Annotated in this window: 10 protein-coding genes; 7 read left to right on the forward strand and 3 right to left on the reverse strand. The window is 71.0% G+C overall.

The window, feature by feature from the left end; translation table 11 throughout:
- On the reverse strand, positions 1-742 hold a 742-nt coding region (locus ABT288_RS46300; protein ID WP_351622018.1), incomplete at its 3' end, for a saccharopine dehydrogenase family protein.
- Positions 743-1,111: 369 nt separating this feature from the next.
- On the opposite strand from ABT288_RS46300, the gene ABT288_RS46305 reads away from it, so the two are divergent.
- Genes ABT288_RS46305 through ABT288_RS46315 form a run of 3 tightly spaced genes read left to right on the forward strand, consistent with a single transcriptional unit; the run spans position 1,112 to position 5,764 of the window.
- On the forward strand, positions 1,112-2,272 hold the full coding sequence (locus ABT288_RS46305; RefSeq protein ID WP_351622021.1) for a CaiB/BaiF CoA transferase family protein: 1,161 nt from the start codon (positions 1,112-1,114) through the stop codon (positions 2,270-2,272).
- Between the two features lie 43 nt (positions 2,273-2,315).
- Entirely contained in the window at positions 2,316-3,530 is a 1,215-nt protein-coding gene (locus tag ABT288_RS46310) for an acetyl-CoA C-acetyltransferase (RefSeq protein WP_351622024.1), read from the forward strand.
- A gap of 50 nt (positions 3,531-3,580) precedes the next feature.
- A complete protein-coding gene (locus ABT288_RS46315) occupies positions 3,581-5,764 on the forward strand; it encodes a 3-hydroxyacyl-CoA dehydrogenase NAD-binding domain-containing protein (RefSeq protein ID WP_351622027.1) in 2,184 nt (727 codons plus the stop codon).
- Here the strand turns inward: ABT288_RS46315 and ABT288_RS46320 are convergent.
- A complete protein-coding gene (locus ABT288_RS46320; protein WP_351622030.1) occupies positions 5,750-6,466 on the reverse strand; it encodes a MerR family transcriptional regulator in 717 nt (238 codons plus the stop codon). The genes ABT288_RS46315 and ABT288_RS46320 overlap by 15 nt on opposite strands.
- 233 nt (positions 6,467-6,699) lie before the next feature.
- Here ABT288_RS46320 and ABT288_RS46325 point away from each other — a divergent pair, with 233 nt between their 5' ends.
- The 3 genes from ABT288_RS46325 to ABT288_RS46335 are packed head-to-tail and all read left to right on the forward strand — an operon-like array spanning position 6,700 to position 9,620.
- Positions 6,700-8,175 (forward strand): amino acid permease, encoded by a 1,476-nt coding sequence (locus ABT288_RS46325; RefSeq protein ID WP_351622033.1) that lies wholly within the window; start codon positions 6,700-6,702, stop codon positions 8,173-8,175.
- 42 nt (positions 8,176-8,217) lie between these two features.
- Entirely contained in the window at positions 8,218-8,706 is a 489-nt protein-coding gene (locus ABT288_RS46330; RefSeq protein ID WP_351622035.1) for a macro domain-containing protein, read from the forward strand.
- Positions 8,703-9,620 carry a PfkB family carbohydrate kinase gene (locus ABT288_RS46335; RefSeq protein ID WP_351622038.1) on the forward strand — a complete coding sequence of 306 codons (918 nt, stop codon included), beginning with the start codon at positions 8,703-8,705 and terminating at the stop codon, positions 9,618-9,620. The genes ABT288_RS46330 and ABT288_RS46335 overlap by 4 nt, the downstream gene beginning before the upstream one ends.
- Positions 9,621-9,887: 267 nt before the next feature.
- Here the strand turns inward: ABT288_RS46335 and ABT288_RS46340 are convergent, their stop codons facing one another.
- On the reverse strand, positions 9,888-11,390 hold the full coding sequence (locus tag ABT288_RS46340) for a M1 family metallopeptidase (RefSeq protein WP_351622040.1): 1,503 nt from the start codon (positions 11,388-11,390) through the stop codon (positions 9,888-9,890).
- 199 nt (positions 11,391-11,589) lie between these two features.
- On the opposite strand from ABT288_RS46340, the gene ABT288_RS46345 reads away from it, so the two are divergent.
- On the forward strand, positions 11,590-13,569 hold the full coding sequence (locus ABT288_RS46345; protein ID WP_351622043.1) for a Xaa-Pro dipeptidyl-peptidase: 1,980 nt from the start codon (positions 11,590-11,592) through the stop codon (positions 13,567-13,569).
- The last annotated feature ends 93 nt before the right edge of the window (positions 13,570-13,662 follow it).

Raw genomic sequence — 13,662 nt, forward strand, 5'->3', positions numbered from 1 at the left:
CCGACGGGCGCGCCCCGGTTCGCCAAGGAGGTCGGCGCGTGGGCACTGCCGCTGCCGACCGTCGACCCGCAGATCGTGCGCCCGTCGGCGCCGCGACCCGGCGCCCCATCAGCCGCGGCTCGTGCCGGCCGCGTTCGCGCGCCGCGGCCAGCAGCTGCCGGCCGCGGGCGAACTGGTTCAGCGCCGAGGCCAGGGTGCCGCCGGAGAAGGCCGCGTCGGCGGTCACATATCCGTCCACGGTCAGCGGAACGCCCTCCGGCAGCTGCCGGACGGTGAAGTACACGCCCAGGTCGTGGGGTACGGAGTCGAATCCGCACGCGTGCACCAGGCGTGCGCCCGTCTCCCGCGCGCGTGTGTCGTGCCGGACGTACATCAGGTCCACGAACTCCGGCTCGCCGGTCAGGTCCAGGTAGTCGGTTCCGGCGTCCGCGCATGCCGCGACCAGTTCCTCGCCGTAGAGCACGTACGGCCCGACGCTCGTGGCGACCACGCGCGCGTGCTCGGCGAGGCCGCGCAGGGTCGCGGGCTCGGCCACGTCGGCCCGCAGGACCCCGACGTCCGCCCCGCCGGGCAGGCGCCCGCGCAGGCGTTCCAGCTTGCCCTCGTCGCGACCGGCCACGGCCCAGTGCAGGTCCTTCGGCGCGTGGGCGGCGAGATACTCCGCCGTGAGGGTGCCGACGAAGCCGGTGGCTCCGAAGAGCACGAGGTCGTAGGGACGATCCGTCCTGTTCAGCCTGCTCATGACACCCCTTGGTCCCGCAGCCCGCGCCGCTGTCGGTGGCCGAGGCTAGCGTGAGGGAAGCGAGCGACGACGACCAGCCCGGAGGCAGTGGTGGCCGCAGCCAGCAACGCCCTGATAAAGCCGGAGAAAGTGTGCGAGTCCCTCGGCGCGGACGGCGGCGGTCACCCCGCTGCGCCTCACCGCCGGGCTCCGGGGCCAGGCCGTGGCCACGGACTCCGGCGCAGCCGCCTCTCACTCTCCCGGGTGATCGGCGAGCAGCCGGGCACTTGACTAAGCGCTTGCTCGTTAGGTCTTGTGTCCGGTGGAACGCGTTCTTAGCATCACCGGTGTTACATCAGTTGTGTCACACACGCTTTGGGGGCTGGACGCATGACGACGGCAGGGACGCCGGCGGCGCCGGGCGGCGGGCCGCTCTCCGGCGTGCGCGTGCTCGAGCTGGCCGGCATCGGGCCGGGCCCGTTCGCGGCCATGCTCCTCGCGGACCTGGGCGCGGACGTGGTCCGGGTGGACCGGCCGGGCGGCCCCCGCCTCGGCATCGACCCCGCGTACGACGTCACCAACCGCAACAAGCGGTCGACCGTGGTCGACCTGAAGGCACCGGACGGCCCCGCGCGCGTACTGGACCTCGCCGAGCGGGCCGACATCCTCATCGAGGGCTACCGCCCGGGCGTCGCCGAGCGCCTCGGCGTCGGCCCCGAGGACTGCCACGCCCGGAACCCCCGGCTGGTCTACGGCCGCATGACGGGCTGGGGGCAGGACGGCCCGCTCGCCGACCGCGCGGGCCACGACGTGGCCTACATCGCGCTGACCGGCACCCTCGGCATGACCGGCCGCCCGGACGAGCCCCCGGTCTTTCCCGCCAACCTGCTCGGCGACTACGCGGGCGGCTCCCTCTACCTGGTCGTCGGCGTCCTCGCCGCGCTGCACCACGCGCGCGTGACCGGCACCGGACAGGTCGTCGACGCCGCCATCGTGGACGGCACGGCCCACCTCTCGGCGATGATCCACGGCATGCTCGCGGCCGGAGGCTGGCAGGACCGGCGCGCCGCCAACCTCCTCGACGGCGGCTGCCCCTACTACGGCACCTATGAGACGGCCGACGGCAAGTACATGGCGGTCGGCGCCCTGGAGGGGCAGTTCTACGCGGAGTTCCTGCGTCTGCTCGGCCTGGACGACCTGGCACCGGCCCACAAGGACCTCACCCGCTGGGGCGAGCTGCGCGAGCGCGTCGCCGCCCGCTTCAAATCCCGCACCCGGGACGAGTGGACGGCGCTCTTCGAGGGAACCGACGCCTGTGTGGCCCCCGTGCTGTCCCTGCGCGAGGCCCCGCACCACCCGCACCTGGCCGCCCGCGGCACCTTCACCGACCACGCCGGCATCACCCAGCCGGCCCCCGCCCCCCGCTTCTCCGCCACCCCGACGTCCGTCCGTACCGGCCCCGCCCTGCCGGGCGTCGACACGGAGGCGGTGGCGCGGGACTGGGGGATACCCGCACCCCTGAACGACGCCCCGGTCACCGACGCCGAATGACCCGGCCCACCCCGCTCGGCCCACCCTCCCGAAAGGCACACCAGTGAGCACCGAAGCGTACGTGTACGACGCGATCCGCACCCCGCGCGGCCGCGGCAAGGCGAACGGCGCCCTGCACGGCACGAAGCCCATCGACCTGGTCGTCGGCCTCATCCACGAGATCCGCGACCGCTTCCCCGGCCTCGACCCGGCCGCGGTCGACGACATCGTGCTCGGTGTCGTCGGACCGGTCGGCGACCAGGGTTCCGACATCGCCCGGATCGCCGCGATCGCCGCCGGACTGCCGGACACGGTCGCCGGCCTGCAGGAGAACCGCTTCTGTGCCTCGGGCTTGGAGGCCGTCAACCTGGCCGCCGCCAAGGTCCGTTCCGGCTGGGAGGACCTGGTTCTCGCGGGCGGTGTGGAGTCCATGTCCCGGGTGCCGATGGCCTCCGACGGCGGCGCCTGGTTCAACGACCCGATGACCAACCTCGCCGTCAACTTCGTGCCGCAGGGCATCGGCGCCGACCTGATCGCCACCATCGAGGGCTTCTCCCGCCGCGACGTCGACGAGTACGCGGCCCTGTCCCAGGAGCGTGCCGCCACGGCCTGGAAGGAGGGCCGCTTCGACCGCTCCGTCGTCCCCGTCAAGGACCGCAGCGGCCTGGTCGTCCTCGACCACGACGAGCATCTGCGTCCCGGCACCACCGCCGACTCCCTCACCAGGCTCAAGCCGTCCTTCGCGGACATCGGCGAACTGGGCGGCTTCGACGCCGTCGCCCTGCAGAAGTACCACTGGGTGGAGAAGATCGACCACGTCCACCACGCGGGCAACTCCTCCGGCATCGTGGACGGCGCCTCGCTCGTCGCGATCGGCTCCAAGGAGGTCGGCGAGCGCTACGCCCTCACCCCGCGCGCGCGGATCGTCTCCGCCGCCGTCTCCGGCTCCGAGCCCACCATCATGCTCACCGGACCCGCCCCCGCCACCCGCAAGGCCCTGGCCAAGGCCGGCCTCACCATCGACGACATCGACCTGGTCGAGATCAACGAGGCGTTCGCCGCGGTCGTGCTGCGCTTCGTCAAGGACATGGGCCTGTCCCTGGACAAGGTCAACGTCAACGGCGGCGCCATCGCCCTCGGCCACCCGCTCGGCGCGACCGGCGCGATGATCCTCGGCTCGCTCATCGACGAGCTGGAGCGCCAGGACAAGCGCTACGGCCTCGCCACCCTGTGCGTCGGCGGCGGCATGGGCATCGCCACCATCGTCGAGCGCATCTGAACTCCCCGCGGAATCACGAGACTTCCGAGACCTCAACGGAGACGACTGTCATGACCGAGAGCACCACCATCCGCTGGGAGCAGGACGACACCGGTGTCGTCACCCTCGTCCTGGACGACCCCAACCAGTCCGCGAACACCATGAACCAGGCGTTCCGCGCCTCCATCACGGCGATCGCCGCGCGTGCCGAGGCCGAGAAGGACTCCATCCGCGGCATCATCTACACCTCCGCCAAGAAGACCTTCTTCGCGGGCGGCGACCTCAAGGACATGATCAAGGCCGGTCCCGAGGACGCCCAGCAGGTCTTCGACACCGCCACCGAGATCAAGAACGCGCTGCGTCGCATCGAGACCCTCGGCAAGCCGGTCGTCGCCGCCGTCAACGGCGCGGCCCTGGGCGGCGGTTACGAGATCGCGCTCGCCTCCCACCACCGCATCGCCCTGGACGCCCCCGGCTCCAAGATCGGCCTGCCCGAGGTCACGCTCGGCCTGCTGCCCGCGGGCGGCGGCGTCACCCGCACGGTGCGCCTGATGGGCATCACCGACGCGCTGCTGAAGGTGCTGCTGCAGGGCACCCAGTACAACCCCCGCCGCGCCCTGGAGAACGGCCTGGTCCACGAGGTGGCCGCCACCGAGGAGGAGATGCTGGCCAAGGCCCGCGCCTTCATCGACGCCCACCCCGAGTCGCGCCAGCCCTGGGACGTCCCCGGCTACAAGATCCCGGGTGGCACCCCCGCCAACCCGAAGTTCGCCGCGAACCTGCCCGCGTTCCCAGCCAGTCTGCGCAAGCAGACGAACGGCGCCCCCTACCCGGCGCCGCGCAACATCATGGCCGCCGCCGTCGAGGGGTCCCAGGTCGACTTCGAGACCGCGATCACCATCGAGACCCGCTACTTCACCGAGCTGGTCACCGGGCAGACCGCCAAGAACATGATCCAGGCGTTCTTCTTCGACCTCCAGGCGGTCAACTCCGGCGCCAACCGCCCGAAGGGCATCGAGGCCCGCAAGGTCCGCAAGGTCGCCGTCCTCGGCGCCGGCATGATGGGCGCCGGCATCGCCTACTCCTGTGCCCGCGCCGGCATCGACGTCGTCCTGAAGGACGTCTCCCTGGAGGCGGCGGCCAAGGGCAAGGCCTACTCCGAGAAGCTGTGCGCCAAGGCCGTCGCCAAGGGCCGTACCAGCCAGGAGAAGGCGGACGCGCTGCTCGCCCTGATCACGCCCACCGCCGAGGCCGCCGACCTCGCGGGCTGCGACGCCGTGATCGAGGCCGTCTTCGAGGACACCGCGCTCAAGCACAAGGTGTTCCAGGAGATCGAGTCCGTGGTCGCGCCCGACGCGCTGCTGTGCTCCAACACCTCCACCCTGCCCATCACCACGCTCGCCGAGGGCGTGGAGCGCCAGGCCGACTTCATCGGGCTGCACTTCTTCTCCCCGGTCGACAAGATGCCGCTGGTGGAGATCATCAAGGGCGAGCGCACCGGCGACGAGGCCCTGGCCCGGGCCTTCGACCTGGTCCGGCAGATCAACAAGACGCCGATCGTGGTGAACGACTCGCGCGGCTTCTTCACCTCCCGCGTGATCGGCCACTTCATCAACGAGGGCGTCGCCATGGTCGGCGAGGGCATCGAGCCCGCCTCCGTGGAGCAGGCCGCCGCCCAGGCCGGCTACCCGGCCAAGGTGCTCTCCCTCATGGACGAGCTGACCCTCACCCTCCCGCGCAAGATCCGCAACGAGACCAGGCGGGCCGTGGAGGAGGCGGGCGGCACCTGGACCGCGCACCCGGCCGAGGCGGTCATCGACCGCATGGTCGACGAGTTCGGCCGCACCGGACGCAGCGGCGGCGCCGGCTTCTACGACTACACCGAGGACGGCAAGCGGGCCGGACTCTGGCCGGGTCTGCGCGAGCACTTCGGCAAGTCCGGGTACGAGATCCCGTTCCGGGACATGCAGGAGCGGATGCTCTTCTCCGAGGCGCTGGACACCGTACGCCTCCTGGAGGAGGGCGTCCTGACCTCGGTCGCCGACGCCAACATCGGCTCGATCTTCGGCATCGGCTTCCCGGGCTGGACCGGCGGTGTGCTCCAGTACATCAACGGCTACGAAGGGGGCCTGCCCGGATTCGTGGCACGCGCGCGTGAGCTGGCAGAGCGTTACGGCGAGCGTTTCACCCCGCCCGCGCTGCTCGTGGAGAAGGCCGAGAAGGGGGAGCCGTTCAGCGACTCAGTCCGTTCCTGACCCGGTGACCCACTCGCTCAGCTCTTCCCGCAGCGAGCGCTGGAACGTCGTCAGCAGCGCCTGCACCACCAGAGGGTGCATGTGCGCCGACAGGGACTTCACGTCCCGGGCGTCACGCTCGGCCACCTCGCCGCGGAAAAGCTGGGAGAGTTCATGGGCCGCGGCGCGCGAGTGCTCGATGAGCACCTTGCGCGCCGCGAGGATCACCTCCTGCGACAGCGGTACGTCGAGCAGCTGCACCCCGAGCCGCAGCAGCCCGGAGTCCACCCGGAAGACGTCACCCTCCGCGCCCTCCGCCGCCATGACGACGTTCATCGCCGCCAGCCGCTCCACGTCCTCGGCGGTGAGCGGCCGTCCGGCCCGCCGCTCCAGCTCCTCCCGCGACACCGTGTCGACCGCGTCCGGCGCCCAGGACGCGACCACCGCACGGTGGATGGCCAGGTCGTGCGGGGAGAGGTCGGCGGGCAGCTGCCGGAGGTAGCGCTCGATCGCCGACAGGGTCATGCCCTGCTGCTGCAACTCCTCGATCAGGGCCAGCCGGGCCAGGTGCTGCGGCCCGTAGTGCCCCACCCGGCGCGGGCCGATCACCGGCGGCGGCAACAGACCCTTGCTGCCGTAGAAGCGGACGGTACGCACCGTGACGCCCGCGCGGGCGGCCAGCTCGTCGATGGTGAGGGGCGTGTCCCCGGCATCGGTCGTCATGTGCAGCAGTATCGCTGTCTCACCAATGGTGTGAAACCTCGGGTGAACGGCAGGTGAACCATGGGTTGATCATGTGAGAAGTAACGCTGTGTGACATGGGCCACCGCGTAGGGGTGATTCTTTCTGGGAAGCTGCTGGCTTGGTCTGTGCCGCGACTCAACAGGGTGGCGCGGACCAAGCCCTGCACGTCCCCCGGCCCACGAGGTCCGGGCGCACCAGGAAGTGAACCACCCGTGAGCAAGGACGCCGTGGAATCGGCACCGGCCGCCGCCCGTACCCATGCGGCCCATGCGGCCCAGACGCCCGCGGACGCGGGCGACGCCGGTTACAGCAAGGACCTCAAGGCCCGCCACGTCAACATGATCGCCATCGGCGGCGCCATCGGCACCGGACTCCTCCTGGGCGCCGGCGGCCGCCTGCACAACGCGGGCCCGGCACTCGCCCTGGCCTACCTGGTCTGCGGCGTCTTCGCCTTCTTCGTCGTCCGGGCCCTGGGCGAGCTGGTCCTGTACCGGCCGTCCTCCGGGTCCTTCGTGTCCTACGCGCGTGAGTTCCTCGGCGAGAAGGGCGCCTACGTCGCCGGCTGGATGTACTTCCTGAACTGGTCGACCACCGGCATCGCCGACATCACCGCGATCGCGCTCTACACGCACTACTGGAGCATGTTCACCAGCATTCCCCAGTGGGTGCTCGCCCTGATCGCCCTCGCGGTGGTCCTGGCCGTGAACCTGATCTCGGTGAAGATCTTCGGCGAGATGGAGTTCTGGTTCGCGATCATCAAGGTCGCCACCATCGTCGGCTTCATGCTGATCAGCATTTTCCTGCTCGCCACCCAGCACAAGGTCGGCGGGCACACCCCCGGCCTGAGCGTCATCACCGACCACGGCGGACTCTTCCCGCACGGCGCGATGCCGGTCGTCCTGGTCATGCAGGGCGTGATCTTCGCCTACGCCGCCCTGGAACTGGTCGGTGTCGCCGCCGGCGAGACCGCCGAGCCGGAGAAGGTCGTCCCCCGCGCCGTGAACTCGATCATGTGGCGTGTGGGCCTGTTCTACGTCGGTTCGGTCGTGCTGCTCGCTCTGCTGCTGCCCGGCTCGGTGTACTCCGCCGGCGAGAGCCCGTTCGTCACCGTCCTGTCGAAGATCGGCGTTCCGGCGGCCGGTGACGTGATGAACCTGGTTGTCCTGACCGCCGCCATGTCCTCGCTGAACTCCGGCCTGTACTCCACCGGCCGCATCCTGCGCTCCATGGCCATGGCGGGCTCCGCCCCGAAGTTCACCGCCCGCATGAACCGCCGCCAGGTCCCCTACGGCGGCATCCTGCTGACCTGCGCGGTCTGCGTGCTGGGCGTCGGCCTGAACTACCTGATGCCCAGCCAGGCCTTCGAGATCGTGCTGAACGTCGCCTCCCTCGGCATCATCAGCACCTGGGTGATCATCATGCTCTGCCACATGATCTTCGTCCGCCGCGCCCGCGCCGGCCTCGCGACCCGCCCGCACTTCCAGCTGAAGTTCAGCCCGGTCACCGAGATCGCGACGATCGTGTTCCTGCTGATCTGCCTCGGCATGATGTGGAACGACCCCGACGTCGGCCGGAAGACCATCCTGCTAATTCCGGTGATCGCCGTCATGCTGGTCGCCGGCTGGTTCGGCGTACGCCGCCGGGTGTCGAAGAACACCGACCGGGAGCTCTCCGAGCTCACAAAGTAGCAGCTCAGCGCCACTGTCAGTGGCATCGCCTACGGTGGCGTCATGTCGGAGATCACGTATGTCCGGGGTGACGCCACCGTGCCGTCGGTCAAGGGCGTCAAGGTGATCGCCCATGTCTGCAACGACATCGGCGGCTGGGGGAAGGGCTTCGTGCTCGCACTCTCGCGACGCTGGCCGGAGCCGGAGGCCGCGTACCGCGCCTGGCACCGGGACCGCGCACACAGCGACTTCGGGCTGGGCGCGGTCCAGCTGGTCCGGGTCGAGCCTTATGTGTGGGTGGCCAACATGATCGGCCAGCGCGGCATCAGGAGGGGCAGCAAGGGCGTCCCCGTCCGCTACGAGGCGATCGACACCGCCCTCGACCGGCTCGCCGGCGAAGTGATCGAACTGGGCGCGTCCGTGCACATGCCACGCATAGGCTGCGGCCTGGCGGGCGGCACATGGTCCCGCATAGAGCCGCTCATCACCGAGCGGCTGGTGAAACGCGGCATCGCGGTCACGGTGTACGACCATGGAGAGGGCGGCGGATGAGCTCGCACACCCCTGCGACGGACGTCCTGGTGCTGGGCGGGGCCGGCGTGGACACGATCATCCACGTCCCCGAGCTGCCCCTTCCGTACGCCGACAGCTACATGATCGACTCCGGGATCCGCACCCGCGCCGGGCAGACCGGCGACTTCGTCGCGCTGGGCCTCGCCGCACTCGGCCTGCGCACCCACCACCTCGACCTGCTCGGCGACGACCCCGAGGGCGACCTCGTGCGCGCCCTGCACCGCGAGCACGGCATCGGACTGACCGCGCTGCCGCAGCCCGCCGGCACCAGACGGGCCGTGAATCTCGTCGGCCCGGACGGCCGCCGCCTGTCCCTGTACGACACCAGCCGAGCCCGCCCCGGCGACCGCTTCCCGCCGGAGCTGCTGCACACGCTGGCCGGGGCGAGCCGCCATGTGCACGTGACCATCACCCAGCCCTGCGCCGAGGCGCTGCCGGTGCTGACCGCGACGGGCGTGCCCCTGTCCACGGACCTGCACGACTGGGACGGGGAGAACCCGTACCACGAGCCCTTCGCCCACACGGCGGACGTCGTCTTCCTGTCGGCCGCCGCGCTGACCGACCCCGAGCGGACGATGCGGCGCATCGCCGAGCGGGGGAGGGCCGTCGTGGTCGTCGCCACCGCCGGAGCGGAGGGCTCCCTTCTGCTGGCCGACGGCGAGCTGATCCGCGTGCCCGCGGAGTCGCCGCCCGCGCCGGTGGTGGACTCCAACGGCGCGGGCGACGCCTTCGCCGCCGCGTTCCTCTACGGCCGCCTCGCCGGCGAGCCGCCCGAGACCTGCGCCCGCTACGGCGCGGTCGCGGGTGCGTACGCCTGCACGGTCCCGGCCTCCCGAGCGGAGTCGATGGACCGGGCCGAACTGCTCAAACGGGCGGCGGAACCGAGACCCTGAACCGACCGGACAACAGGGCCGGGCGCCTGCAGCAGCCGGACAGCAGGGCCGGGCTCCGGCATCGGCCGGAGTGCCAGGGCCCAGCCCCCGAACCGGCCGCACAGCGGGTCAGTGTCAGTTCACTGCGCCGCCCGGATGTCAGAGCCGAGCCCCTGTGCCCGCCGGACGGCGGAATCGGGACCCTGCACCAGCCCGGCGGCGGAACCGAGCCCCTGCGCCGTGCGCCGGCCCGACGGCAGAGCCGAGGCGGCACCGGCCCGGTCCGGGTCAGTGCCCGCGCGCGTCGTGGATGTCGTTCGTCGCCTCGATCTTCTTCCACGACTTCGGCTGGGCCACCGCCGTGCCCGCCTTCGCCGGGGAGGCGCCGCCTGCCGCCGGCGCGGCCGGCTTCGACGGCTGGAACAGCCAGGTGTCGAACAGTGCCGCGAGGGGCTTGCCGGACACCTGCTCGGCGTACTTCTGGAAGTCGGCCACCGAGGCGTTGCCGTACGCGTGCTCCTGCGGCCAGCCCTTGAGGATGCGGAAGAACGCGTCGTCACCGATCGCGTCGCGCAGCGCCTGGATGGCGAGCGCTCCACGGTCGTACACGGCGATGTCGAACTGGTCGTCCGGGCCGGGGTCGCCGGGCTTGACCGTCCAGAACGCGTCGGTGGCCGGATGGGAGGCGTACACATAGTCGGCGAGTTCCTGCGTGGTGCCCTCGCCCTCGTGCTCCGACCACAGCCACTGCGCGTACCGGGCGAATCCCTCGTTGATCCAGATGTCCTTCCAGCCCTTCAGCGACACGTCGTCGCCGTACCACTGGTGGGCCAGCTCGTGCACGACCACGGAGGTGTTGGAGCCGTTCGCGAACTGCTTCGGGCTGTAGTAGACGCGGGTCTGGGTCTCCAGCGCGTACCCGGTGGTGGTGTTCGGCACGTATCCGCCGGCCGTGCTGAACGGATACGGCCCGAAATAGCCGCTGAGCCAGTCGACGATCTCCCCGGTGCGCTCCACGCTCGCCCGCGCGGCCCCGTCGTTGTCGCCGAGGTCCTGGCTGTAGGCGTTGATGACCGGCACTCCACCGTCGGAGGTGCTGGTCGTGATGTCGAACTTGCCGATGGCGAGGGTGGCCAGATAAGTCGCCTGCGGCTTGTTCTGCCGCCAGTTGTAGCGGGTCCAGCCCAGCTTCGAACTGGTCGACTGGAGGGTGCCGTTGGAGAGGACCTGGGTGCCGTCCGGCACGGCCACCGACACGTCGTAGGTGGCCTTGTCGCTCGGGTGGTCGTTGCTCGGGAACCACCACCAGGCGGCCTCGGGCTCGTCGGCCGCGACGGCGCCGTCGGGCGTGCGGTGCCAGGTGTTGAAGCCGTAGGCGCTCTTCGTCGACGGCACCCCGCTGTAGCGGACCACCACCGTGATCGGCGTGCCCTTGGCCAGCGGCGTCTTCGGCGTGATCACCAGCTCGTGCTGCCCCGAGGTGGTGAAGGCGGCCTTCGCTCCGTTGACCCGTACCTCGCTCACGTCCAGCAGGAAGTCCAGGTCGAAGCTGGACAGGTCCTGGGTGGTCCGCGCCAGGATCGTCGCCGTGCCCTGCAGCGCGTCCGTCTTCGGCTGGTACTGCAGCCTCAGGTCGTAGTGCGAGACGTCGTAGCCGCCGTTGCCGTAGTCGGGGTAGTAGGGGTCGCCGATGCCCGGCGCGCCGGGGGAGAAGCTCGCGGCCGATGCCGGGATCGCCAGCAGGAGGGAGGCCGCCGCGAGTGCGCCCGGCGCGATGATTCTGCGGTGCACGTCAGCTCCAAGTCGTCTGGACTGCAAGTCCGTTGGGGAAATCCGTCAGGGATCACTGTTCGGAGCCTATTCAGTCCCTGTGGCCCCTGCCCTGTCCATGGCCCCCGCTGTCACACGATCGCCATTCAGCCGTCACGTGCCCACGGAGTGCCGCAAAGCCCTCTTCTGCGACGGGAGTTCACCGGAGTAGCGTCCGTGCATGCCGATACGCACCCTCCTCCGCACGCGCTTCACGATCTGGAGAGCGCTCGCGACCGCGGTCGTCGCCATCCTGACGGCCGCCTTCCTCACCCCGTCCGCCGCACACGCCGCCACCGGCGCGAGCCGGGCCCCGCGCGAGAGCCGGCCCGTCTACTCCTACGCCCATGCCGTCCGCGAGTCCGTCTGGGTGGACACGGGGCTCGACGGGGACGGCGACGGCCACACCGACCGCGTCGCCGCCGACATCGTCCGGCCCGCCGAACCAGCCCGCCAGGGCCGCAAGGTGCCCGTCATCATGGACGCCAGCCCCTACTACTCCTGCTGCGGACGCGGCAACGAGAGCCAGGTCAAGACGTACGACGCGCAGGGCCACGTCGTGCAGATGCCGCTGTTCTACGACAACTACTTCGTGCCCCGCGGCTACGCGTTCGTCGGCGTCGACCTCGCCGGCACCAACCGCTCCGACGGCTGCGTCGACGTCGGCGGCCGCTCCGACATCCAGTCCGCGAAGGCCGTCATCGACTGGCTGAACGGCCGCGCCAAGGCGTACACCAGCCGGACCGGGACCAAGACCGTCCGAGCGACCTGGACCAACGGCCGCACCGGCATGATCGGCAAGAGCTGGGACGCCACGATCGCCAACGGCGTCGCCGCCACCGGCGTGAACGGCCTGAAGACCATCGTCCCGATCAGCGGCATCTCCTCCTGGTACGACTACTACTTCGCGCAGGGCGCCCCGCTGTACGACGGCGGCCCCGGCGAACTGGCCGGTTACGTCGAGAGCGACGCCGCGCACGCCCACTGCGCCGCCGTACAGAAGAAACTCGCCGACGGCAGCCCGCGCAGCGGCGACTGGACACCGCTGTGGACCGAGCGGGACTACGTCCAGGACGCGGCCAAGGTGCGCGCCAGCGTGTTCCTGGTGCACGGCATGCAGGACCTCAACGTCCGCACCAAGCACTTCGGCCAGTGGTGGGACGCGCTGGCGAAGCACGGCGTCGAGCGCAAGATCTGGCTGTCCCAGACCGGCCATGTCGACCCCTTCGACTACCGGCGCGGCGCCTGGGTGGACACCCTGCACCGCTGGTTCGACCATGAACTCCTCGGCTACGACAACGGCATCGACCGCGAGCCGATGGCCGACATCGAACGCCACCCCGACCAGTGGGTCACCTCCCGCGTATGGCCCCCGCAGACCACCCGCATCACCGTTCTGCACCCGGCTCCCGGCACCCAGGCGGGCGTCGGCACGCTCGGCCTGCGCCCGGCCACCGGCACCGAGACCCTCACCGACGACCCGAAGCTGAGCGAGACCGACTGGGCGGCGCACCTCACCACGCCGACCCCGGAGAAGGCCGGCTTCCTCACCGCGCCGCTCAGCCATGATCTGCGCCTGTCCGGCTCGTCCACCGTGACGGTGACCGCGACACCGACCACCACCTCGGCCCACCTGTCCGCCGTCCTGGTCGACCTCGGCCCGGACACCATCCGCGACTACGCCGACGCCGCCGAGGGCATCACCACCCTCACCAACCGCACCTGCTGGGGCGAGAGCACGGCCGGGGACAGCGCCTGTTTCAAGGAGACGGCGGCCAGGACGGCCAAGGTCGACTACACCGTGTTCAGCCGCGGCTGGGCCGACCTCGGCCACTACGCCTCGCTCGACAAGGGCGTCCCGCTCACCCCGGGCAAGGCGTACACGATGACTCTCCGCCTCGCCGCGACCGACCACGTCGTTCCCGAGGGCCACCGGCTGGCCCTGATCATCGCGGGCACGGACAAGGACCTCATCGACCCGCCCGCCACGAAACCGACGCTCACGGTGTCCCTGTCGGGTACGACGGCCGGGCTCCCGCTGGTCGGTGGGGCGGCGGCGTTCGCCCGGGCCACCGGTGGTACGACGGCCATGGCCCCCGCCCCGGCACGGCTGATCGGCGTCCGCGCACCGCACGCCGCCCAGCACGTTCCGGCGAACTGACCGACCCCGGTCACTGCGTGGCTTGGGCCGTCCGGCGGCCGCGGCTCCGTCGTGGCCGGTCGCGCCCACGCGGCGGAGCCGCATATCGCCGCG

Source organism: Streptomyces sp. NPDC001093 (genome assembly GCF_040298985.1).
Lineage (GTDB): Bacteria > Actinomycetota > Actinomycetes > Streptomycetales > Streptomycetaceae > Streptomyces.